The organism is Dactylosporangium sp. NPDC048998 (assembly GCF_043197855.1).
Classification (GTDB): Bacteria; Actinomycetota; Actinomycetes; order Mycobacteriales; family Micromonosporaceae; genus Dactylosporangium.
Window position 1 is genome coordinate 118605 of record NZ_JBICTV010000014.1, and the last position, 22671, is coordinate 141275.

At 72.2% G+C, this 22671-nt stretch carries 18 protein-coding genes; 10 read left to right on the forward strand and 8 right to left on the reverse strand.

The window, feature by feature from the left end; genetic code table 11:
• Positions 1 to 28 precede the first annotated feature (28 nt).
• Positions 29 to 1639, reverse strand: coding sequence for a DHA2 family efflux MFS transporter permease subunit (locus ACGFI8_RS28560; RefSeq protein ID WP_392809499.1), 1611 nt, complete (start codon positions 1637 to 1639; stop codon positions 29 to 31).
• Between the two features lie 174 nt (positions 1640 to 1813).
• Between ACGFI8_RS28560 and ACGFI8_RS28565 the strand changes: the two genes are divergently transcribed.
• Positions 1814 to 2227 carry a Fur family transcriptional regulator gene (locus ACGFI8_RS28565; protein ID WP_392809501.1) on the forward strand — a complete coding sequence of 138 codons (414 nt, stop codon included), beginning with the start codon at positions 1814 to 1816 and terminating at the stop codon, positions 2225 to 2227.
• A 9-nt stretch (positions 2228 to 2236) separates the two neighbouring features.
• On the opposite strand, the gene ACGFI8_RS28570 is transcribed toward ACGFI8_RS28565, so the two are convergent.
• From ACGFI8_RS28570 to ACGFI8_RS28580, 3 genes are all read right to left on the reverse strand, one after another.
• Positions 2237 to 2824 carry a TMEM165/GDT1 family protein gene (locus tag ACGFI8_RS28570; RefSeq protein ID WP_392809504.1) on the reverse strand — a complete coding sequence of 196 codons (588 nt, stop codon included), beginning with the start codon at positions 2822 to 2824 and terminating at the stop codon, positions 2237 to 2239.
• Between the two features lie 298 nt (positions 2825 to 3122).
• Positions 3123 to 4418 carry a serine--tRNA ligase gene (gene serS, locus ACGFI8_RS28575; protein WP_392809506.1) on the reverse strand — a complete coding sequence of 432 codons (1296 nt, stop codon included), beginning with the start codon at positions 4416 to 4418 and terminating at the stop codon, positions 3123 to 3125.
• A 43-nt stretch (positions 4419 to 4461) separates the two neighbouring features.
• Positions 4462 to 5160: a TetR/AcrR family transcriptional regulator gene (locus ACGFI8_RS28580; RefSeq protein ID WP_392809507.1), complete on the reverse strand. Its 699-nt coding sequence runs from the start codon at positions 5158 to 5160 to the stop codon at positions 4462 to 4464.
• 80 nt (positions 5161 to 5240) lie between these two features.
• Between ACGFI8_RS28580 and ACGFI8_RS28585 the strand changes: the two genes are divergently transcribed.
• A complete protein-coding gene (locus tag ACGFI8_RS28585) occupies positions 5241 to 6659 on the forward strand; it encodes a DHA2 family efflux MFS transporter permease subunit (protein ID WP_392809509.1) in 1419 nt (472 codons plus the stop codon).
• Here the strand turns inward: ACGFI8_RS28585 and ACGFI8_RS28590 are convergent.
• Together ACGFI8_RS28590 and ACGFI8_RS28595 are read right to left on the reverse strand one after the other, a co-directional pair.
• Positions 6601 to 8187, reverse strand: a complete 1587-nt coding sequence (locus ACGFI8_RS28590) for a DHA2 family efflux MFS transporter permease subunit (RefSeq protein WP_392809511.1) — start codon at positions 8185 to 8187, stop codon at positions 6601 to 6603. The genes ACGFI8_RS28585 and ACGFI8_RS28590 overlap by 59 nt on opposite strands.
• Positions 8188 to 8233: 46 nt before the next feature.
• On the reverse strand, positions 8234 to 9595 hold the full coding sequence (locus ACGFI8_RS28595; protein WP_392809514.1) for a cytochrome P450: 1362 nt from the start codon (positions 9593 to 9595) through the stop codon (positions 8234 to 8236).
• Between the two features lie 245 nt (positions 9596 to 9840).
• Here ACGFI8_RS28595 and ACGFI8_RS28600 point away from each other — a divergent pair, with 245 nt between their 5' ends.
• The 3 genes from ACGFI8_RS28600 (at position 9841) to ACGFI8_RS28610 (ending at position 13342) form a co-directional block, all read left to right on the forward strand.
• Positions 9841 to 10878 carry an adenosine deaminase gene (locus ACGFI8_RS28600; RefSeq protein WP_392809640.1) on the forward strand — a complete coding sequence of 346 codons (1038 nt, stop codon included), beginning with the start codon at positions 9841 to 9843 and terminating at the stop codon, positions 10876 to 10878.
• 162 nt (positions 10879 to 11040) lie between these two features.
• Positions 11041 to 11895, forward strand: a complete 855-nt coding sequence (locus ACGFI8_RS28605) for a metal ABC transporter substrate-binding protein (RefSeq protein WP_392809516.1) — start codon at positions 11041 to 11043, stop codon at positions 11893 to 11895.
• 10 nt (positions 11896 to 11905) lie between these two features.
• The gene (locus ACGFI8_RS28610; RefSeq protein WP_392809519.1) at positions 11906 to 13342 is read left to right on the forward strand and encodes a M1 family metallopeptidase; all 1437 of its coding nucleotides are present in this window, start codon (positions 11906 to 11908) and stop codon (positions 13340 to 13342) included.
• Between the two features lie 20 nt (positions 13343 to 13362).
• On the opposite strand, the gene ACGFI8_RS28615 is transcribed toward ACGFI8_RS28610, so the two are convergent.
• Positions 13363 to 15042 carry a substrate-binding domain-containing protein gene (locus ACGFI8_RS28615; RefSeq protein ID WP_392809521.1) on the reverse strand — a complete coding sequence of 560 codons (1680 nt, stop codon included), beginning with the start codon at positions 15040 to 15042 and terminating at the stop codon, positions 13363 to 13365.
• 343 nt (positions 15043 to 15385) lie between these two features.
• Here ACGFI8_RS28615 and ACGFI8_RS28620 point away from each other — a divergent pair, with 343 nt between their 5' ends.
• The 5 genes from ACGFI8_RS28620 (at position 15386) to malQ (ending at position 21021) form a co-directional block, all read left to right on the forward strand.
• A complete protein-coding gene (locus ACGFI8_RS28620; RefSeq protein WP_392809523.1) occupies positions 15386 to 16441 on the forward strand; it encodes a hypothetical protein in 1056 nt (351 codons plus the stop codon).
• Positions 16438 to 18069, forward strand: coding sequence for a VWA domain-containing protein (locus tag ACGFI8_RS28625; protein ID WP_392809525.1), 1632 nt, complete (start codon positions 16438 to 16440; stop codon positions 18067 to 18069). The genes ACGFI8_RS28620 and ACGFI8_RS28625 overlap by 4 nt, the downstream gene beginning before the upstream one ends.
• Before the next feature lie 68 nt (positions 18070 to 18137).
• Positions 18138 to 19034 (forward strand): polyphosphate kinase 2, encoded by an 897-nt coding sequence (ppk2, locus tag ACGFI8_RS28630; RefSeq protein WP_392809528.1) that lies wholly within the window; start codon positions 18138 to 18140, stop codon positions 19032 to 19034.
• A gap of 108 nt (positions 19035 to 19142) precedes the next feature.
• Positions 19143 to 19301 carry a hypothetical protein gene (locus ACGFI8_RS28635; RefSeq protein WP_392809529.1) on the forward strand — a complete coding sequence of 53 codons (159 nt, stop codon included), beginning with the start codon at positions 19143 to 19145 and terminating at the stop codon, positions 19299 to 19301.
• Positions 19302 to 19308: 7 nt separating this feature from the next.
• Positions 19309 to 21021: a 4-alpha-glucanotransferase gene (gene malQ, locus ACGFI8_RS28640; protein ID WP_392809530.1), complete on the forward strand. Its 1713-nt coding sequence runs from the start codon at positions 19309 to 19311 to the stop codon at positions 21019 to 21021.
• Here the strand turns inward: malQ and ACGFI8_RS28645 are convergent.
• On the reverse strand, positions 21005 to 22663 hold the full coding sequence (locus ACGFI8_RS28645; RefSeq protein ID WP_392809531.1) for a fucose isomerase: 1659 nt from the start codon (positions 22661 to 22663) through the stop codon (positions 21005 to 21007). The two genes, malQ and ACGFI8_RS28645, sit on opposite strands and share 17 nt — an antisense overlap.
• Positions 22664 to 22671 lie beyond the last annotated feature (8 nt).

Below are 22671 nucleotides of genomic sequence, written 5' to 3' on the forward strand. Positions count from 1 at the left end.
GCGGCGGGGCGGCGTCCGCGACGGCCCGTCAGTGGATGACGACCGGCGCCGGGGCTCCGGCGGCCTCGTCGTCCTTGAGGTGCGAGACCGCCTTCTTGCGCGGCAGGAAGGCGATCGGGATGAACGTCGCCAGCACCAGGATGAAGCCGACCCAGTACGTCGCGGCGAACGAGTCCGCGACGAAGCTCAACCCGCGCCGGATGAGCTCCTCGGCTCCCGGCATCTGGAGGATCTGCGCCCTTGCCTGCGGGTCGTGCGAGGCGATCGCGAGGCCCGCCTCGGTGATCGGCGCGTGGGTCTTCGGGTCGAACATGCCGGGGATCTTCGCCGAGTCGTTGAGGTGGCTGGTCAGGATGACCGACATGACCGCGCCGCCGATGGAGCCGCCGATCTGCTGGAGGATGTTCACCAGCGTCGAGCCCCGGGCCACGTCGTGGTTGCTCAGCGTCCGCAGCGCCGAGGTCATGATCGGCATCATGGTGCCGCCCATGCCCAGGCCCATCACGAACAGCGAGCCGCACAGCACCAGGTAGGACGTGTCCGCGCCGACCTGTGTGAACGTGAAGAAGCCGGCCGCGATGAGCGCCATCGCGAACGGCACCGTGCGGCCCACCGGGATCTTGTCCGCCAGCATGCCGGCGATCGGCATGGTGAGCATCGCGCCGATGCCCTGCGGGGCCATCAGCAGGCCGGCGTGGAGCGTCGACTCGCCCCGCACCTGCAGGAAGTAGCTCGGGAAGAGCAGGCCGGCGCCCATGAACGCGATCACGAACACGAACAGCGAGATCGTCGCGACCGTCAGCCGGCGGTTGCGGAACAGCCGCAGGTCCAGCAGCGGGTGCTTCGGCTTGAACGAGTAGAAGACGAACCCGATCAGCAGCAGCGCGCCGATCAGCATCGGCACCCATACCTTGGTCTTCGCGATCGTGCCCGCCTCGGGCAGCGAGGACACGCCGTACAGGAACGACGCTAGACCCGGCGAGAGCATCAGCATGCCGAGGAAGTCGAACGACTCCGACGGCTCGGTGTGGTCCTTGGGCAGCGCGAACGCGGCGTAGACCAGCGCGATCGCGCCGATCGGCAGGTTGATCAGGAAGATCCAGTGCCAGTTGGCCACGTCGATGAGCCAGCCGCCGAGGATCGGGCCGCCGATCGGGCCGAGCAGCATCGGGATGCCCAGCACGGCCATGAGCCGGCCGATGCGCTCCGGGCCGGCCGCGCGGGTCATGATCGTCATGCCCAGCGGCATCAGCATGCCGCCGCCGAGGCCCTGCAGCACGCGGTAGCCGATCAGCTCGCTGATCGAGCCGGCGGTGGCGCACAGCCCGGAGCCGGCGGTGAAGAGGAACAGCGCCAGCATGTACAGGCGCTTGGTGCCGAACCGGTCCGCGGCCCAGCCGGACAGCGGGATCACCGTCGCCAGGGCGAGCGTGTAGCCGGTCATCGTCCACGCCACCCGGGCGTACGACGCGTCGAACTCCCGCATGAACGTTGGCAGCGCGACGCTGACGACGGTAACGTCGAGGATCGACATGATCGCGCCGAGGACGATCACCCCCGCGATCTTGAGTACCTGGGCGTCGAGCTTCGCCGGCGCCGCGCCTCCGCCTCCCGGGGCGGCAGCTTGCTGTTGGGCCACGTGTTCCCCCCAAAACGTGAACTTTCACGTACAGGTGATCGGTTTCGGCCCCACAGCCTACGCGGCGCGTGTTGCCAGCTGCGAACGAGATAGCACCCCTTACCTGCGCAAGGTCGTCGTGCCGGGCGCAGGAGTGAAGGGGTGCAACGACTAAGGTTACGCTAAGCTTTTTGGGTGAACGAGCCGGCCCACGAACTCGACGCGCACCCGGTGCGCCGCAACACGCGGCAGCGCGACGCCGTCATGACGCTGCTCGGCGACGTCGACGGCTTCTACAGCGCACAGGAGCTGCACGTCATGCTCCGCGAGCGCGGCGCCAACGTGGGCCTGACGACCGTGTACCGCACCCTGCAGCTGCTCGCCGAGACCAACGAGATCGACGTGATGCAGGTCCCGGGCAGCGACACCCGCTACCGCCGCTGCAGCGACCGCCACCATCACCACCTCGTCTGCCGCGGCTGCGGCCGCACCGTGGAGGTGCTCGGCCCAGCGGTGGAGCGCTGGGCCGACCGCATCGGCGAGGAGCACGGCTTCCGTGACGTCAGCCACACTCTGGAGATCTTCGGCACGTGCTCCAACTGCGCGTGACCCGGGCGATCAGAGCAGCTCGCGCAGGGACTCGACCAGCAGCCACACGCCGAAGACGGCGAACAGCGCGGCGGCGCCGTACTTGATGGCGCGCTCCGGCAGGTGCCGGCCTAGCTGGCGGCCCACGACGATGGCCAGGGCGTCCGCGGCGACCATGCCCACCGTCGAGCCGATCCACGTGCCCAGCCAGCCGTGCTGCGTGGCCAGCGTGATCGTGGCCAGCATGGTCTTGTCGCCGAGCTCGGCCAGGAAGAACGAGACGCCCACGGCGACGATCGCGGAGCGGGTGGTGCGCTCGGCCTTGCTGCGCTCGTCGTCGGTCAGGGTGTCGCCGCGCAGGGTCCAGGCGCCGAAGCCGAAGAACGCCAGCGCCGCGACCAGGGAGATCCAGGCGGTCGGCAGGGTGGCGCCCAGGCCGTAGCCGACGGCGACGGAGACCAGGTGCACGACGGCGGTGGCGATCGTGATGCCGACGAGCACCGGGACGGTGCGGAAGCGGGTGGCGAACGTGAGCGCCATCAGCTGGGACTTGTCGCCGAGCTCGGCCACGAAGATGACGCCGAAGCTGATGGCCAGCGCGGCGAGGAACTCGCTCAAGAGGAACCTTTCCCGGGACGACCGGGAGGCGGGGGCATACGACCTCGACCCGGCCGTCCAGCTTGTGAAAACGCCGGACAACTGAGCCGAAGGTCTCGTCCGCCGCTGCGCGAACGCAGCGGCCGCGCGGCCGGGCGCCGAGGTGCGGCGCCAGTATGTCGACCGGGCAGTTGAGGACTACTCCCCTTCGTTCGCGTACACCATAGCCGACCTCGGTCGCGGCTTCGACGTGAGGCGCAGCACCGGCCCGGATGCCGCACCCGTCGGGGCGGCATCCGGGCCGTGCGTGCCGGCGGTGTTACGGCTTGCGCTTGGCGGGCTTGGTGATGCGATCGGTGCCGACCTTCTCGCGGAGCACCTCCGGGACCAGCACCGAGCCGTCGGGCTGCTGGAACTGCTCGAGGATCGCGGGGAAGATGCGGCTGGTCGCCAGGGCCGAGCCGTTGAGCGTGTGCACGAACCGGTTGTTCTTCGAGCCGGGCACGCGGTAGCGGATGCCGGCCCGGCGGGCCTGGTAGTCCCCGGCCCAGGAGACCGAGGAGACCTCCTTGTACTTGCCGGTGCTGGGCATCCACACCTCGATGTCGATGGTCTTGCGCATCGAGGCGCTGGCGTCGCCGGCGGCCAGCAGCGAGCGGCGGAAGTGCAGGCCGAGCGCGTCGACGAGGCCCTCGGCGTAGTCGACCATCTCCTCGAGGGTCTTCTCGCCGTCCTCCTGGGTGGTGAACTGGAAGATCTCCACCTTGTTGAACTGGTGGCCGCGCACGGTGCCGCGCTCGTCGGAGTGCGAGCCGGCCTTCTCGCTGCGGTAGCACGGGGTGTACGCGTACGCCTTGTGCGGCAGGTCGGCCGGGTCGAAGATCTCGTTCTGGTAGGCCCCGAGGATCGCCGTCTCGGAGGTGGGCAGCAGGAACCGGCCCCGCTCGTCCTCGTCGGTGGCGATGTGGAACACGTCGTCGTAGAACTTCGGGAACTGCCCGGCCGCGTAGCCGGCCGAGTCGAGCAGCAGGTGCGGCGGGAGCATGAACTGGTAGCCGGCCGCGAAGTGCCGGTCGATGAACCAGTTGACCAGCGCCCACTCCAGCCGCGCGCCCCAGCCGGTGTAGATCCAGAAGCCGGAGCCGCCGAGCTTCACGCCGCGGTCGAAGTCGACCAGGCCGAGCTCGTTGGCGAGCTGGACGTGGTCGCGCACGTTATCGATCTTCGGGGCCTCGCCGAAGACCTTGACGACCTGGTTGGCCTCCTTGCCGCCGGCCACGACGTCGTCGCTGGGCAGGTTGGGCAGCTCGCTCATGGCGTCGTTGAGCCGCTGCTGCACCTCGCCCAGCCGGTCCTCCAGCTCCTGCAGGGCGGCCTTGGCGTCCCGGGCGCCGGGCTCCACGGCCTGGCCGGCCGCCTTCGCGGCGGCGAACGCGCGGGCCTCCTCCTTGCGCCGGGCCCGCTCCGCGTCGATCTCGCCGATCAGCTCGCGCCGCTGCCGGTCGAGGTCGGCGATCGCACTCAGCGCGCGGGACACCTCGGCCGGGTCGAGCCTCTTGGACAGGGCGGCCTCCACCGAGGCCCGGTCCTTGCGAATCAACTCGATGTCGAGCATGCTGCCGCGCACCTTCGTCTTGAGATGGGGAAAACCCGGACGCTCAGGATGCTACCGGGCCGGCCTGAGGCGTTTTCAGTACGGCCATTCTCTCCACGGCGCCCATGACGAGGTCGATGCCGAAGTCGAAGTACCGGTCCAGGTCGGGGTGGGTCAGGTAGCTCTCGGCGAGGCGCACCATGTGCGGGTACCGCTCCGCGGGCAGGCTCTGCAGGTGGATGCGGTGCTGGCGCAGCCACTCGTCGGCGTGCTCCCGCGGCATCGCGGTGGGGCACCCCGGCTGCGCCGAGACCAGCCCGATCGCCGCGTGCAGCAGGTAGGAGGCGACCCAGTAGCCCTCCTCCAGGTTGAACCCCGCCCGCTCGAGCAGCCCGAGCGCGTCGTCGGTGGCGCGGGTGAAGCTCTCCACGCCCTTCTTGTCCACGGCGTGCAGCAGGTCGGGCAGGCAGGGGTGCGCCCGCATCGCCCGCACGAGGGCCGCGATCATCGCGCGCAGCTGGACCGGCCACGGGTCGGCGGCGCTGCGGTCGGCGCGCACCTCCGCCATGACGTGGTCGGTGAGGCCGAGCAGCAGTTCGTCCTTGTTCTTGAAGTGCCAGTACAGCGCCATCGGTGTGACGCCGAGCTCCTGCGCGAGGCGGCGGATGGTGATCGCGTCCAGCCCCTCCTCGTCGCCGATGCGCAGGGCGCGCTCGGCCACGGCGGTCCGGGTGAGGCGATCGGATGAGGTCTTCGGCGGCACTTGACAACTGTACATCGTATGGGTTCTCCTCTACAACGTACATGTACGACGTACAGGTACACCGTACAGGAGGACTTCCGATGAGCAATCGCTGGCTGGCCCTGGTCGCCGTGGCCCTGGGCACCTTCATGACCTATCTGGACAACAACGTCGTCAACGTGGCGCTGCCGTCCATCCAGCGCGACCTGCAGCTGAGCATCTCCGGCCTGGAATGGATCGCGAGCGCGTACATCCTGGTCTTCGCCGGCCTGCTGCTGGCCGGCGGCCGCTTCGCGGACGTGTTCGGCATGCGCGGCACGTTCTTCACCGGCCTCGGCATCTTCACCGCCGCCTCCGTCGCCGCCGGCCTGGCCGGCAGCCAGGAGGTGCTCATCGGGGCGCGGGCGCTGCAGGGCGTCGGCGCCGCACTGCTCACCCCGACGGCCCTGGCGCTGCTCACCGAGCTGTTCCCCGACCCGAAGGAGCGCGGCGCCGCGGTCGGCATCTGGGGCGGCGTCGGCGCGCTCGCGCTGGCCATCGGGCCGCTCACCGGCGGATACCTCAGCCAGCACGTCTCCTGGGGCTGGATCTTCCTGATCAACGCCCCGATCGGCCTCGCGACGGCGGTGCTCGGCGCGATCACGCTGCCCGCCGGGCGGCGCAGCGGCAACCGCAGCCTCGACCTGCCCGGCCTGCTGACCAGCTCCCTGGCGCTGTTCGCGCTGACCTACGCGCTGATCGAGGGCGAGTCGCGCGGCTGGACCTCGGGCATCATCCTCGGCGCATTCGCCCTCGCGGCCGCTGCCGCGATCGTGTTCGTGCTCATCGAGACCCGCACCGCCAACCCGATGGTCGACCTGGCGTTCTTCCGGACGCGGGTGTTCACCGGCGGCCTGGCCACGATGGGCCTGTGGGCGTTCGGCGTCTTCGGCATCTACTTCTTCACCGCGATCTTCCTGCAGAACGTGCTCGGCTTCTCCCCGACCGAGGCCGGTTCCGCGTTCGTGCCGATGGCGCTCGTCATGGCGGTCATGGCCACGCTCGCGCCCCGGCTGGAGTCGCGCTTCGGCGCCGGGCGCACGGTCGCGGCGGGCATGGCCCTGATGGCCGCCGCCGTCGGCATGCTCGCCACGGTCGGCGAGGGCTCCGGGTACACCGACCTGCTGCCCTGGTTCCTGCTGTTCGGCCTCGGCGGCGGCCTGCTCGTACCGCTGAACAACGTGGTCCTGGGCGCCCTGCCGGTGGCCCGCGCCGGCATCGCCGCCGGCATGCTCAACGTCTCCCGCGAGGTGTTCGGCCTGCTCGGCATCACGATCCTCGGCGCGATCCTGTCCAACCGGCAGAACGCGGCGAGCGGCCCGGTGCTGCACCGCTTCCTCGCCGGCTACCAGTTCTCGCTCGTGGTGGCGGCCGCGCTGGTCGCGGCCGGCGTCCCGATCGCCCTGGTGGCGCTGCGCCGGATCAGGACCCCGGAGCAGCCGGCGGTCGCGCGGCCGGAGCCGCAACTGCAGCCGGCGTAGCCGGGGGAGCGTCCACCGCACAGTGCAGCCAGGGCTTCTCCTCCAGCACCTCGCCGCCGGCGCCCCGCGCCGGCGGCAGGGCCGTGGCGCCTCTGACGCCTCTGACGCCTCTGATGCCGCCGAGGTTGCGGACGGTGGCCGCGGCGAGCAGCCCGGCCAGCACGCACAGCGCGGCGCAGATGAGCACGGCGCGGTGGAAGCCGGCGGACAGCAGCCCCGGCGAGTCGTAGGCGGCGCTGGTGATGCCCGCGGCGGCCGGCAGCACGGCGACGGCGATGAGGCCCGCGGCCCGGGCCACGTCGTTGTTCACCGCGGAGGCCATCCCGGCGTGGGTGGCCGGCGCCGAGGACAGCGCCGTCGCGGTGAGCGGCGCGACCGTGATCGCCAGGCCCAGACCCAGCACGAGCACGGCGGGCAGCACCTCGGTGAGGTAGCTCCCGCCCGCGGTGATCCGGGCGAACAGCGCCATCCCGCAGCCGGCGACGACGGGCCCGGCGCTCATCTGCAGCCGGGGACCGATCCGGGCGGCGAGGGCCCCGGAGCGCGACGACAGCAGCAGCATGACGATCGTGACCGGCAGCAGCGACACGCCGGCCTGCAGCGGGGAGTACCCGGCGACCTGCTGCAGCTGGATCGGCAGCAGGAACAGGGCGCCGCCGAGCGCGCCGTAGACGATGAACGTGACCACGTTGGTCGCGCTGAACTGGGCCGAGGCGAACAGCCCCAGCGGCAGCATCGGGTGGCGCAGCCGGGCCTGGCGCCACAGGAACCCGGCGATGAGCGCCGCGCCGCCGGCGAGGGCGCCGGCCACCGCGGGGCTGCCCCAGCCGAGCGCCTGGCCCTCGATGAGGCCGTACGTCACGCCGATCAGGCCGGCGGTGACCAGCGCGCCCGAGATCATGTCGACGTGCCCGCTCGCCTCCTCGTCTCGGGACTCGGGGACGTGGCGCCAGGTGAGGTACACCACCAGCACCGCGATCGGCACGTTGATCGCGAAGATCAGCCGCCACGACGACGCGCCGATCCCGACGAGCCAGCCCCCGACGAACGGCCCGATCGCGGTCGCCACGCCGCCGAGGCCGGACCAGGCGCCGATCGCCTTGCTCCGGTCGTCCGGGAGGAACGAGGCCTGCAGGATCGCGAGGCTGCCGGGGGCGAGCAGCGCGGCGCCGACGCCCTGCAGGGCCCGGGCCGCGACGAGCACGACGGCGTTCGGCGCGATGCCGCACAGCACCGAGGCGACCGCGAACCAGATCACGCCGACGGCGAAGACCCGCCGCCGGCCGTACCGGTCGCCGAGCGCGCCGGCGAGCAGCAGCAGCCCGGCCAGGGTCAGCGTGTACGCCGTCACGACCCACTGCAGCACCTGCAGCCCCGTGTCGAAGGAGCGGCCGATCGCGGGCAGCGCGATGCCGACGACGGTGGCGTCGATCGAGGCGATGCCCGACCCGAGGATCGTGGCGGTGAGCACCCACCGCCCGGCCGCGCTGGCGTAGGCGAGCCGTGCTGGCGCGTCCGCGGTCGTCATGGCAAACAACCTAGTGGCCCGTCGGCGTGCCGGCCACGATCGCCCTCTAGTTGCGGTAGCCCTTCACGCGGACCTTGAACGACGTCGCCGGGCCCGGGGTGGGTGCGGTCCTGGTCCGCAGCGTGTAGTCCGGCGATTCGAGCTCCAGGTCGAGCCGGTGGAACAGGCGGGCCATCGACAGCGCCATCTGCGCGTCGGCGAAGCTCTTGCCCAGGCAGGTGTGCGGGCCGCGGCCGTACGGCGAATACGCCCCCGGCCGCAGGTGCTCCGCGCGCGGCTTTTCGTAACGCCCGATGTCGAACTGCTGCGGCTGCGGGAAGTACTCCTCCATGAAGTGCGGGACGCTCGTGCCGACGTACACCATCTCGCCCTCCCGGATGGTGTGCCCGGCGAACTCGAAGTCCCTGGCCGCGGTGCGCACGAGCGTGACGGCCACCGGGTAGAGCCGCATGGTCTCCATCAGCGCGTAGCGCACGGTCGGCAGCCGCCGCACGTCGTCGTCGCCGACCGGTCCTGCCGAGAACAGCTCGTCGGCCTCGGCCTGGATCCTCGCGAGCACCTCGGGGTGCTTGAGCACGGCGTAGACGAACGACGCCGTGGTGTTGGCGACGGTGTCGAGGCCGGCCACGTACGGCCCGGTGAGCGTCATCGTCAGGTCCTCGGCCGGGACGAGGCCGGGCCGCTCCAGGTGGGCGGCCATGATGTCCTCGACGAGGATCCGGTCCTCCTCGGGCGTCAGGCCGGCACGGGCCCTGAGGTCGGCGGCCATCCTCTCGCCGAGCTCGAAGACGCGGGCCTTCGCCTTCTTGTACCGCGGGTCCTTCAGCAGGATCCTGGGCCGCTGCCGGGTGACGAGCACGTTGAGCACGTAGAGCGTGAGCAGGCGGATGTCGGGCACGTACTCGCGCGGCGCGTTGCCGGTGAGGATCTCGCCGAGCTGCTCGGTGACGAGATACTGCATGCCCCGCACGACGGGCACGGTGGCGCCGGCCTTCCAGTCGCGCTCCAGCACCCGGTCGGTGATCTCGATGAGCTCGGGCACCCGGCCCTTGATGGCGTCGCGGGAGTAGCCGCGCCGCATGAGCTCGCGCAGCTCCTTGTGGCTCTCGCCGTCCTCGCCGGTCAGCGTGCGCGTGCCGCCGTACTCGTCGACCATGCCCTGCCAGAACTCCTTGGAGCGCAGGCAGTCGCGGCCCTCGCCGGAGCCCATGAAGTTGGCCGCGTCGGGGCCGGCGATGACCGTGTACGTCTTGTTGAGCAGCCTCATCCGGAAGACCGGGCCGTGCTCGCGGTAGGCGCGCACCAGGAAGGCCGCGGGGTCCTTGCCCATCTCCAGGGCGCTGCCGAACACCGGAATGCCGCGCACGACGGGAATCTCCCGGGCCGGCGCCTCCTGCGTGACCGTCATCGAGCGTCCCCCTCCACGCGTGACCATCGATGTGCCCCGGGGATCGTATCGAACGGGATCGGTCTTTGGTGTCCCGTGGGTTGCCGGTCGATGACGATCCGCTACGGGGCCCGGTGGCGAGGCCGCCATCGGCGCTTGTTACGGTGCGCAACGCGGGCCGAGAGGCGCTGCGACGGATCTTCATCCGCCACGCTCGGGCCGCCCACGGGAAGAAGGGCGCCTCCGACGACGCGGAGGGCGAACCGATGCGCACCGACACCAGCGATCTCACCGACTTCGTGGCCGGCCTGCCGAAGGTCGAGCTGCACGTGCACCACGTGGGCTCGGCCACGCCGCAGACCGTGGCCCGCCTCGCCGAACGGCACGCCGGCGCGACGCCGGTCCCGGCCGACCCGCAGCTGCTGGCCGAGTACTTCACGTTCACCGACTTCGCGCACTTCATCGAGGTGTACCTGTCGGTCGTCGACCTGATCCGCGACGCCGAGGACGTGGCGACGCTGACGTACGACATCGGCGCCGGCCTCGCCGCCCAGTCGGTCCGCTACGCCGAGCTGACCCTCACCCCGTACTCGTCGATCGCCCGCGGCATCCCCGCCGAGGCGTACTGCGAGGCGGTCGAGGACGCCCGCGCCCGCGTCGCCCGCGACCACGGCACCGAGCTGCGCTGGTGCTTCGACATCCCGGGCGAGGCCGGCGTGGCGTCCGCGGACGTGACCCTGGAGACGGCGCTGAAGCACCGCCCCGACGGCCTGGTCAGCTTCGGCCTCGGCGGCCCGGAGGCGGGCGTGCCGCGGGAGTGGTTCGCGCCGCACTTCGCCGCGGCGCGCGCCGCCGGGCTGCGCAGCGCCCCGCACGCGGGCGAGTCGACCGGTCCGGAGACGATCTGGGACGCGCTGCGCCACCTCGGCGCGGAGCGCATCGGCCACGGCATCGCCGCGGCGCGCGACCCGGAGCTGATGGCGCACCTGCGTGAGCACGACATCGCGCTCGAGGTGTGCCCGACCTCCAACGTGTGCACCCGCTCCGTGCCGTCGCTCACCGAGCACCCGCTGCCCGCGCTGGTCGCCGCCGGCGTGCCGGTGACGATCAACTCCGACGACCCGCCGATGTTCTCGACCACGCTGAACGAGGAGTACGTCGTGGCGGCGCGGCTGCTGGGCCTGGACCGCGCCGGGGTCGCGGAGATGGCCCGCCAGGGGGTGCGCTACGCGTTCCTCGACGACGCCCGCAAGGCGGCGATCCTGGCCGAGATCGACGCCTACCTCGCCGCCGCCGTCAGGTAGGCCCGCCCGCCCGGGTCAGCACCACGGCAATGTCTGTCTCCTCCTCGCGGGTCAGCCTCACCCATCGGTCGTAGCGGCGCGGCGCGTCTCGACATGCGTAACGCGCCGCGCTCGTTCATGCGTTTTTGACAATGATTGTCATCACCGGGGAGACTTGCGGCCGTGCGTGGGAGAGTGGCGGTCCTGCTGGCGGCCGGGGTGCTGGCCGTGGCCGGGTGCGCCGGGCCCGTGCAGCCCGCCGACGGGCGGGTCCGGGTCGTCGCCGCGTTCTATCCGCTGCAGTTCATCAGCGAGCAGGTCGGCGGGGACCGCGTCGCCGTCGAGAACCTCACCCGGGCCGGGGCCGAGCCGCACGACCTCGAGCTGCGGCCCAGCCAGCTCGCCGGGCTCGAGGACGCCGACCTGGTGGTGTACCTGCGCGGGTTCCAGCCGGCCGTGGACGAGGCGGTCGACCTGCAGTCGCACGACAAGACGTTCGACGTGGCGGGGGTGGATGCGCTGCGCGGCGCCGATCCGCATGTGTGGCTCGACCCGGTGCGCCTCGCGGCGATCGCGGACCGGCTCGCCGGGCGGCTCGCGGCGGCCGACCCCGCCGACGCGGACGCGATCCGGGCGCGGGCCGCAGCGCTGGGCGGGCGGCTGCGGGAGCTCGACGCCGAGTACTCGCAGGGCCTCGCCCACTGCGCGCGGCGCGACGTCGTCACGAGCCACGCCGCGTTCGGCTACCTGACCGCGCGGTACGACCTGGTCCAGGTGCCGGTGACCGGCCTCAACCCGGACGAGGAGCCGGGGCCGCAGCGCGTGCGCGACGTGGCGCGGCTGGCCCGCGAGCGCGGCGTCACCACGATCTTCTTCGAGTCGCTGGTCAGCCCCAAGCTGTCGGAGACGGTCGCGAAGGAGATCGGGGCGAAGGCCGCGGTGCTCGACCCGCTGGAGGGCGTGGAGGACGGGGAGACGTATTTCACGGTGATGCGCGCCAACCTCGAGGCGCTCCGGGATGCCCTCGGCTGCGGCTAGCCTTGGGCCGGTGCGCCGGGCCCTTGCGACAGCAGCCGCGACCGTCGTGCTGCTCGCCGGGTGCTCGGGGCCGGTCGACGGCCGGCGGTTGCCGGCGCCGGGCGTCTCCATGCAGTACCAGGGCAACCGCGACGGCAGCTCCGCGCCGGTCGCCGACCCCGTCTACCCCACCTACGGCAACCCCGCCCTCGACGTGCTGCACTACGGCCTCGTGCTCGCCTGGGCGCCGCAGCCCAGGACGCTGACCGGCACCGCGACGATCCGGTTACGCGTGGTGACCGCCGTGCCGTCGGTACGGCTGGACTTCTCCCCGGCGTACACCATCAGGAGCGTGACGGTCGACGGCACCGCGGCCACCGGCCGGATCGTCGACGGCGACCTCGTCGTCGACCGGGCGCTGCCGACCGGGGCCGTGGCCACGCTGGTCGTCGGCTACGAGGGCACGCCCGCCACCGTGCCGATGCCCTCGCACCGCGGCGACATCGAGCCGCTCGGCCTGACCGTCACCGCCGGCGGCGAACTCTGGACGATGCAGGAGCCCTACGGTGCCTCCACCTGGTACCCGGCCAACGACCAGCCGTCGGACAAGGCGCTGTACGACATCTCGGTGACCGTGCCGGACGGCTGGTCGGCGATCGCGAGCGGCACGCCGCAGGCCGGCTCGCGTTCGGCGATCGGGGCCTACACGTTCCGCTACACCTCCACCGTGCCGGTGGCGAGCTACCTGACGACGCTGGCCGTCGGGCATTACACGAAGACGGAGCTCACCGGCCCGAACGGGCTGCCGATCACGCTGTGGACCCGCACCGGCACCGACGACACCCGGCTCGACACGCTGCGCAGCTCGCCCGACTACCTGCGGTGGCTGGAGGAGCGCTTCGGCCCGTACCCGTTCCCGAGCACCGGGGTCGTGGTCGTGCCGTCACAGTCGGCGATGGAGACGCAGCAGATGATCACCGTCGGCGGCGACGTGCTGCAGGACGCCGGCTCGGCGTCGAGCGTGCTGCTGCACGAGTACGCCCACCAGTGGTTCGGCGACGCGGTCGGGCCGTCGACCTGGCAGGACGTGTGGCTCAACGAGGGCTGGGCCAGCTACGTCGAGGAGCTGTACCGCCAGCAGGGCGTCACCGGCGGCATGGACCGCTGGGAGCGCGCCGCCCGGGCCGCCGACGCCGACCTGCGCGGCCGGCTCGGCCCGCCCGGGCACCCGCGGGCGGACAGCTTCGCGGAGAACAACGTGTACCTCTGCCCGGCGCTGATGCTGCACCAGTTGCACAAGGCGCTCGGCGACGCGCGGTTCTTCGCGCTGGGCCGGGCCTGGGCGAGCGCGAACGCCGGCACGGCCCGCGACCGGGCGGCGTTCATCGCGTTCGTCAACCGCCAGACCGGCCACGACTTCACCGCCCTGATCAACGCCTGGCTGGACTCCCCGACCACGCCGGCGTAGGCGCCCCGGTCACGACCCGCCTATTCGTGCAGGCCGCCGGCGACCACGTGGATGAACGCGGCCTGCACGTCGTCGGCGCTGACGGCGTTCTCGACGTACGCGACCATCGACTGCTGCAGCGCGGCCTTGAGCCTGCCCGCGGCGTCTCTCTTGCCCAGCACCATGACGCTGAGCGTGACCGGCCGTCGCGGGTCCTTGAGCGCGGAGAGCTTCCGCACCATGTCGTCGACGGCCTGGGCGTCGGCGCTGTCCTTGTTCGCGTCGTCGGTGAGGACGAAGACCTGGTTGAACATGTCGTCGTGCCAGTCGTCGCGGACCGACTGGTAGCCGGCGACGATCGTGTCGAGCAGGCCCGGTCCGGCCTTGTGCACGTTGAGCGCGTTGACCGAGCGGGTGAAGGCGGCGCGGGAGGTGTCGTCGAGTCGGTCGGTCGGCAGCAGCATGCGATAGCCGGACCGGCCGGGGTTGATCTCCCACAGGCCCAGCCGGGAGCCGACCGGCATCAGGTCGCCCACCACCCGGCAGCCGGCCTTGAGCACGTCGATCGGCTGCTGCCGCGCCCCGGCCGACGGGCCCGCGCCGTCGCCGTTGCCGGAGCCGCCCGGCGTGCCGGCGATGTCGACGATGATGAGCAGGTTGCTGCGCCGTTCCTCGGGGTCCCAGGTGGTGAAGACGTGCTGCACGTGGTGGGGTGCGAGCACGCCGAACGGCTCGGCGGTGGGCTCGGGCAGCGCGGCGGCGCCGTCGAACGGGGGCCGGACCTGGCCCGGGCCGCGCAGGCCGGCCGCGGTGACGGCCTGGCGGACCTCCGTGGTGGAGAACGCGGCGAGGAGCCGCTTCAGGGCCGCGGCACGCTTCGGGTCGCGGGCCGCCGCGGCGGAGGGCAGCCAGGTGTACCGCATGATCGCGGTGTGGTCCGCGCCGGTCAGGTAGCTGCGGCCGGGGGTGGCCAGATCCATGGTCGGCAGCAGCGCGTACTCGGGCACCAGGCCGACCTCGCCGGCCTCGTTCGGGGTGGCGGCCAGTTCGTGGTTGACGGTGCGGGTCATCGCCAGGGTGGTGTTGAGCGCCAGCGAGGAGGCAGCCATGCCCTTGTCGAGCCAGACCGCCTCGCCGACGGCGCCGGCGGCGACCAGGCCGTCGCCGGACAGCGTCGGGTCGCGCACCACCAGGCGTACGCCCGAAGTCTTGGTGTCGAGCAGGTTGGCCAGCGCGAGCCAGCCGTTGCCGGCCGTCTTGATCTTCTCGGCGGTGGCCGGGTCGGTGACCATGATGATCGGGCTGGTCGCGAGGGTCTGCCCGGCGGAGGTCTCGCGCCGCTCGGCGGTGTCCTTGTCGGTCGGCACGAGGAACCCGGGCGGGGCCAGCGCGGTCCAGGCCGCGTCGTCGGGGATCCACACGTCGGCGGTCACCTGGCTGAGCTGCCCGGCGGCGGGCCGGCCGTCGGCGCTGGTGGTGTCGATCAGGACGCAGTCCTCGCCGGCCCGCAGCGTGCGGCCGGCGGCGGAGACGACGTTGGTGAACGACGACGCGGTGATGACGTGCAGGGTGGTCGGGCAGTCCGCGCCGTCCTCGACGCTGCTGTCGCGGTCGTGCAGCACGTACCAGCCGGCGCCGGCCACGAGACCGACGGCGAGGAGGAGCACCAGCCCGCGCAGCAGCGCGCCGAGCGTGCGTGTGCCCGCCTGATGCTTGCCCATGGCTGCAACCGTCCGCGGTCCGAGGGGGGAGGGGCCTGACCGCGGGCAAGTATGACATCGAGCGGCACGGATTCTGGGCGTCGTCCACCGGTCGGCGGGGACGATCGGCCGATCAGATGGCCCATTCTGGGCGGATCCGGCACATCGGTACACCGAAGGTGACGCCGCCGACACGGACGCGTCGGTGGCGTCGGAAATCCGGCGGTCGCCGGCCGCGGGCAGACCACCTGTCCGGCACGACCGCGGCGCCGGGTCGGCGTGATCGTCCATTGTGGACGCAGTGAACGGCGGGTGAACTGGGCATTGACGGCCGGGAGTTGCGCGGATGGCGCAGAATCGGGGCGTGAAACGGACCGGTCCACTGCTCGTCCTGGTGCTCGTCCTGGTCGTCGCCGGCGCGGTCGTCGGCCATCTGCTGGGCCGCTCCGCGGGCTCCGGTGCGAGCGGCGTCCGGCAGGTCAGCGCGATCATCGGCTCCGAGAAGGCGCGGTTCTTCGCCGACCCCGAGGTGCGCCAGGTCCTCGCCCGGCACGGCTGGTCGGTGCGCGCCGACACGGCCGGCTCCCGGCAGATGCCGACCCGGACAGCCGGTTACGACTTCGCGTTCCCCAGCAGCCGGGCCGCCGCGGACGAGGTCCGCCAGCACAGCAGGCCGGCCGGCGACGACGTCGTGGTCTTCTCCTCGCCGCTGGCGGTCGCCACCTTCGTGCCGATCGTCGACCTGCTGCAGAACGCGCACCTGGCCGCCCGCGACGCCGGCGGCGTGTGGCGGCTGGACCTCAAGGCCCTCGCCGAGGCCAACCGGCGCAACCTCAAGTGGACCGACGTCCAGGGCAACACCGCCCACCGCGTCGCACAGAACGTGCTCGTCGCCACCACCAGGCCCCAGGACTCCAACTCCGCGGCGATGTACGCGGTGCTGCTCAACCGGGCCACCGGGGGCGACCTCGCCGCCGTGGCCAAGCTCTTCACCGACCAGGGCGCGGTCGACACCACCAGCGAGGAGCCGTTCGAGAGCTACCTGCGCAGCGGCCGCGACTACGCGCCGATGGTGCTCGTCTACGAGGCCCAGTTCGTCGACCACGCCGTCAACGACGGGCTCGCCGGCGGGCAGACGCTGGTGTACCCCACGCCGACCCTCATGTGCGAGCACACGATCGTGCCGCTGACCCAGGCCGGCGTCGAGCTCGCGAAGCTGCTGGCCACCGACCACGACCTGCAGCGCCTCGCCGCCAAGCACGGCTTCCGCACCGCGGACGCCACCCTCACCGCGCCGGTCTTCGGCAAGGTCCGCCCCGGCGACGCGCCGCTGCCGGACTCGATCGACGGCGCCGTGCCCGACCCCGACTACCAGACCCAGCACACCCTGCTGACGAAGCTCGAGGAGAAAATGTCATGAGGAGGTCCGGCCTCCTGGTCGTCGTCGCGGCGGCGCTCCTGCTCGGCGCGTGCACCGACCATGGGTCCAGCGGCACCGCGAAGCCGGACGAGAGCGAGGGGCCGTTCCTGAAGGGCTCCGGCACGCTGCGCGTGCTCGCCTCCAGCGAACTGGCCGACCTGCAGCCCATCCTCGCCGACGCGAGGCAGGCGACCGGCGTCGACGTGCAGCTGCAGGCCACCGGCACCCTCGACGGCGTGGAGAACGTCGTGTCCGGCAACGCGGCCAAGCAGTACGACGCCATCTGGTTCGCCAGCAACCGATACCTGCAGCTACACCCCGCCGCCGGCGACAAGATCGGCACCGCGACCAAGGTCGCCACCTCCCCGGTCGTGCTCGGCCTGCGCCAGTCGGTCGCGGCGAAGCTCGGCTGGACCGACCACCGCCCCACCTGGAGCGAGATCGCGGTCGCAGCCGGCGAGCACAAGTTCAGCTACGGCATGACCAACCCGGCCAGCTCCAACTCCGGCTTCTCCGCGCTCGTCGGCGTCGCCGCGGCGATGGCCGGCACCGGCGCCGCCCTCACCGCCGAGCAGATCGCGCCGCTCACGCCGCGGCTGCGGGCCTTCTTCGCCGGGCAGGACCTCACCGCCGGCTCGTCCGGCTGGCTCGCCGACGCGTTCGTCAAGAACGCCGCGGCGCAGGACCGCACCGTCGACGGGCTGGTCAACTACGAGTCGGTGATCCTGTCGCTCAACACCTCGGGCAAGCTGCCCGAGCCGATGACCGTCGTGTACCCCGCCGACGGCGTCGTCACCGCCGACTACCCGCTGACCCTGCTGGCCGGGGTGTCCGAGCAGACGAGGACCAACTACGCCGCGGTCGCCGACTACCTGCGCCGGCCGAGCGTGCAGCGGCAGATCATGGCGAAGACGTGGCGGCGGCCGGCGGTACCGAACCTGACCCTCGCCACCGAGTTCGGGCCGAAGGGCGGCGCGCTGCCGGAGCTGCCGTTCCCGGGCCGGCTCGAGGCGGCCAACGCCCTCATCGGCGCGTTCGGCGACGACCTGCGCAAGCCCGCGCGCACCATCTACGTGCTCGACCTGTCCGGCTCGATGAAGGGCGAGCGGATCCAGGGCCTCAAGAACGCGCTCACCGGCCTCACCGGCGCGGACACCAGCCTGTCCGGGCAGTTCAGCCGGTTCAACGGCCGCGAGCAGGTGCTCATGGTGCCCTTCAGTACCAAGCCCGGGCAGGTCCGCCGCTTCGACGTGCCCGAGAGCGACTTCCAGCCGACGCTCGAGCAGATCCGCTCGTACGCCGGCGGCCTGGCCGCGAACGGCGACACCGCGATCTACGACGCGCTGTTCGTCGCCTACGACCAGGCGGCGGCCCTGGCGAAGGAGGACCCCGACCGGTTCACCTCGATCGTGCTGCTCACCGACGGCGAGCTGACCGCCGGGGCGAACCTCGAGGCCTTCCAGGCGCGGCTGCCGCAGCTGCCGAAGGTGCCGGTGTTCACGATCCTGTTCGGCGAGGGCAACGTCGCGGAGATGCAGCAGGTGGCCGAGCTGACCGGCGGCAAGTCGTTCGACGCGCGCACCGGCTCCCTGCCGGCGGCGTTCAAGGAGATCCGCGGATACCAGTAGCGAGCGGTACAGCAGTGTTCAAGCCCCGGCGGTGGTGATTCGCCGGGGCTTGGGGTACCACAACAACCATGACCGAACTCTCGCTCGACGACTACCTGGTCGAGGACGACGATGACGACGACCCGGTGCTGCTGCGCAAGGACGGGCGGCCGGTCGACACGTGGCGGGAGGACTATCCCTACGACGAGCGGATGACGCGCGCCGAGTACGACCGCACCAAGCGCCTGCTGCAGATCGAGCTGCTCAAGCTGCAGAACACGATCAAGGCGCGCGGCGAGCGGCTCGTGGTGCTGTTCGAGGGGCGCGACGCGGCCGGCAAGGGCGGCACGATCAAGCGGTTCATGGAGCACCTCAACCCGCGCGGCGCCCGGGTCGTCGCGCTGGAGAAGCCCAGCGAGCGCGAGCTGACGCAGTGGTACTTCCAGCGCTACGTCCAGCACCTGCCGGCGGCCGGCGAGATCGTCCTGTTCGACCGGTCCTGGTACAACCGGGCCGGCGTGGAGCGGGTGATGGGCTTCTGCAGCCGCTCCGAGTACCTCGAGTTCATGCGCGAGGCCCCCGAGCTGGAGCGGATGCTGGTCCGCTCCGGCATCCGGCTGGTCAAGTTCTGGTTCTCGGTGTCGCGCAACGAGCAGCACACCCGGTTCCTCATCCGGCAGGTCGACCCGGTCCGGCAGTGGAAGCTCTCCCCGATGGACCTCGCCTCGCTGGACAAGTGGGACGAGTACACCGAGGCCAAGGAGGCGATGTTCTTCTACACCGACACGGCCGACGCGCCGTGGACCGTGGTCAAGAGCAACGACAAGAAGCGCGGCCGGCTCGAGGCGATGCGCCACGTGCTGAGCCGCTTCGACTACGACAACAAGGACTTCGGTCTCGTCGGCACCCCGGACCCGCTCATCGTCGGACCGGCGGGCCTGGTCGACGAAGCGGCCGACGAATCCGACGACGCGCCGAGGCTGTAGCCGCAGGCGACGGGGTCCGCGCTTAGGTAGTGACACGCCGGGCGGTTGAGTAGCGCCGGGCCGCATCCGAGACGTGAGTCGCTCGTTCTCCCGTCGTAGGGTGATGGGGTGCCGCAGGCGGGAACGGGGCGTGAGCTGGGGACGGAGTGCTTCGGCCGGCATGTCACCCTCGCGTACTGCCCGCGGGGCGTGCGCCAGGCCCTGCAGCTCATCGGCGCGGAGGCGGTGCCGAGCCTCGTGCTTCGCGACCGCGTCGGCGGGGTATGAGCGCCACGTGTCGCCAGCTGACCCCGTACTGACCGAAGAGGCCGCCGCGCGCGGCGTGGCCACCTGGTACGAAACCGCCGGCCACCGGCGCGTGGACATCGACCCGGACGTCGTGCGGGCCGTGGTCGCCCTGCTCGAGCCCCGTGTTGTCGAAACCCCGGCCCCCGAGCCGCCGGTCCCGCTGCCGGAGGTGCCGCGGACCTGGGGGTGGATGATCCAGCTGTACGGCGTGCGCTCCGCCGGCTCCTGGGGCGTCGGCGACTTCGCCGACCTGGCCGGGTTCGCCCGCTGGGCCGCGTCCACCGGCGCCGGGGCGGTGCTGGTCAACCCGCTGCACGCGGTGGCGCCCGTCGACCCGATGCCGGCCTCGCCCTACTCGCCGTCTTCGCGCCGGTTCGTCAACCCGCTCTACCTGCGCGTCGAGGACCTGCCGGAATATCGGTCGGCGGACCCGGCGCTGCGGGAGCGGGTGGACAAGCTGCGCCCGCCCACCGGGGACCTCGTCGACTACGACGGGGCGTGGCGGGCCAAGCGGGCCGCGCTGGAGCTGCTCTACGCCGACGGTCCGGAACCGGCCGGCGCCGAGCCCGCGCTGCGGGACTTCGCCACCTACACCGCGCTCGCCGAGGTGCACGGCGTCGACTGGCGGCAGTGGCCGCAGGAGCTGCGCCGGCCGGGGCCCGCCGCCTACGGCGCGGCGGACCCGGCGCGGGTCGCGTTCCACGTGTGGCTGCAGCGGCGCTGCGCCGAGCAGCTCGAGGCGGCCAACGCCGCGGCGGCCGGGATGGCGGTCGGGATCATGCACGACCTCGCCGTCGGGATCGATCCCGGCGGCGCCGACGCGTGGACGCTGCAGGACGTCATCGCGCAGGGCGCCCGGGTCGGCGCGCCGCCGGACGCGTTCAACCAGCAGGGCCAGGACTGGGGGCTGGCGACCTGGCGGCCCGACCGGCTCGCCGCCACCGGGTACGCCGCCTACCGCGACCTGCTGCGCGGCGTCCTCGCCCACGCGGGCGGGCTGCGCGTCGACCACGTGGCCGGGCTGTGGCGGCTGTGGTGGATCCCGCCCGGCCGCGGCGCCGCCGAGGGCGCCTACGTGCACTACGACAGCGCCGCCATGCTCGGCGTGCTGGTCGAGGAGGCGGCCCGGGCCGGCGCCGTCGTCGTCGGCGAGGACCTCGGCACCGTCGAGCCGGTCGTGACCCGGACCCTGCAGGAGCGCAACATCCTCGGCTCCGCGGTGCTGTGGTTCACCCGCGACGACGACGGCGCGTTCCTGGCGCCCGAGCGGTGGCCGGAGCACGCGATGGCGAGCATCTCCACCCACGACCTGCCGACCGCGACCGGCTTCCTCACCGGCGAGCACGTGCTGGCCCGCGCGGAGGCCGGGGTGCTCGGCCGCGACCCGCGCGACGAGTGGGTGGCGGCCGGCCGGGAACGCGCCGCCCTGCTCGATCTCCTCGACGCCGAGGGGCTCACCGGCCCGGACAGCACCGACGAGGACATCGTGCTCGCCATGCACCGGCTGCTGGCCCGCACCCCGTGCCGGGTCCTGCTCGCCTCCCCGTACGACGTGCTCGGCGAGACCCGCCAGCCGAACCTGCCCGGCACCACCGGGCAGTACCCGAACTGGCGGATCCCGCTCCCGATCCCGCTCGAGGAGCTCGTCGAGGACCCGCGCATGCGCGAGATCGCCGACCTGTTCAGCTCGGCAGGTTGACGTCCCCGCACAGGTGGACCCGCACCCCGACCGACGCGAACAGCGCCGCCTTCACCAGCAGCGCCTTGTCCGCGGTCGCGGCGTCCGGGGCGTAGGCGACGTTGAGGTGGTTGGCCTTGTGCCGGGCCATGAACTGGTCGCGGGACACGCCGTGCAGGACCGCGTGCATGATCGGCCACGCCGGGGTGGTCGCCTTCGAACGGCGATCCGACTCCTCCTCGGGCAGCGACACCGCGGTGGCCCGGCCCAGGTCGGCGTGCAGCTCCCCGCCCTGCACGAACACCCGGCTCCACACCACCTCGCCCGGCTTGCAGATGCCCTTGATCGTCGAGCCGCCGAGCGGGAAGTACACCGGGTCCTGCCGCCAGCCGACCGCCTCGGCGTAGCCGGTGGCGAAGTGCGACGGCGGCACCGAGCCGGAGATCTCCCAGACCCAGACGAACTCGCCGTCGAACTCCTCGCCCCAGCGCACGTCGTGCAGGGTGGTGGCCGGGTCGAGGCCCATCGCGGTCCAGATCCGGTTGGTCACCAGCGCGTCGACGGCCACGCCCTCGTCGGCCTCGTTGAAGTGCGGCAGCGGCCGGCCCTCCCACAGCACCCGGGACCCGTCGCGGGACGTGACCGGCGGGCGGTCGGCGTTGTTGAGCAGGCCCTCGGCCAGATCGGAGGCCGGGCAGATGTCCTTGAGCCCCTGCTGGTACTGGATGCCGGCGGCGTCGAGGCCGAAGTCGTCGCTGATGCGCAGCGCGGCGATGTACATCTTGTACTGCCAGCGCAGCTGCGCCTCGGTGAGCTCGGTCGCCTCGTCGGTGCCCAGGCGGAACGTCATGCCCTTCGCCGCCAGCCACGCGCCGACGGCGTCGGCCTCCGCGTCCGGGACGCGCTGCATCTCGGCCCACAGCGCGCTCTGCGACAGCCGCTCCTTGTAGATGCCGATCGGGTTGAGCAGCTCGTCGTCGATGACGGCGTTGTACATCCCCATGCACCCCTCGTCGAACACGCCGATGATCGCCTTGTCGGCGAGCAGCTGCGCGGCGAGGGCCCGGCCGAGCGCGGTCTCGGCGTTGTCCGGCAGGTCCCCGGGAAACACCGCAGCCAGGTCGCGCACGTGGGACGCGTCGTGGGCGATCGTGCCGGTCTCCACCCAGCCGCGGATGCCGGCCTTGAACCACTCGTCGGTGAAGTCGACGGACCAGATCGTGGAGTACGCCACCCCCATCTTCGCCATACCGGCGTTCACGCCGAGCAGGCCGACCAGGCCCGGCCAGTCGCCGGCGAAGTTGGCGACCGTGAGGATCGGCCCGCGGTGGGTGCGCAGCCCGGCGAGCACGTGATGGCTGTACTGCCACACCGCCTCGGCGACGATCAGCGGCGCGTCCGGCGGGATCGACTTGAACACCTCCAGCCCCATCCGCTGGCTGGAGATGAACCCGTGCCCGGCCTCGGGGTCGAACGGGTGCGCCCGGCGCACCGCCCAGCCCAGCTCGGCGAACGCGGCGGCGACGGCGGCCTCCATCCGCTCCTGGGTGGGCCACCCGGCCCGGTTCGCGGCGGGGCGCAGGTCTCCGCTGGCGACGAGGTACGCGGTGCGCGGCTCCGCGGCCGGGCGGGACGGGGCGGCGGGGAGGGTGTAGGTGCTCAATGGGGTCC

Coding starts and splice junctions, on each gene's coding strand:
- serS (WP_392809506.1), bottom strand. CDS start 4,418: ATGCTCGACATCGAGTTGATTCGCAAGGACCGGGCCTCGGTGGAGGCC.
- ACGFI8_RS28585 (WP_392809509.1), top strand. CDS start 5,241: ATGAGCAATCGCTGGCTGGCCCTGGTCGCCGTGGCCCTGGGCACCTTC.
- ACGFI8_RS28590 (WP_392809511.1), bottom strand. CDS start 8,187: ATGACGACCGCGGACGCGCCAGCACGGCTCGCCTACGCCAGCGCGGCC.
- ACGFI8_RS28595 (WP_392809514.1), bottom strand. CDS start 9,595: ATGACGGTCACGCAGGAGGCGCCGGCCCGGGAGATTCCCGTCGTGCGC.
- ACGFI8_RS28600 (WP_392809640.1), top strand. CDS start 9,841: ATGCGCACCGACACCAGCGATCTCACCGACTTCGTGGCCGGCCTGCCG.
- ACGFI8_RS28615 (WP_392809521.1), bottom strand. CDS start 15,042: ATGGGCAAGCATCAGGCGGGCACACGCACGCTCGGCGCGCTGCTGCGC.
- ACGFI8_RS28625 (WP_392809525.1), top strand. CDS start 16,438: ATGAGGAGGTCCGGCCTCCTGGTCGTCGTCGCGGCGGCGCTCCTGCTC.
- ppk2 (WP_392809528.1), top strand. CDS start 18,138: ATGACCGAACTCTCGCTCGACGACTACCTGGTCGAGGACGACGATGAC.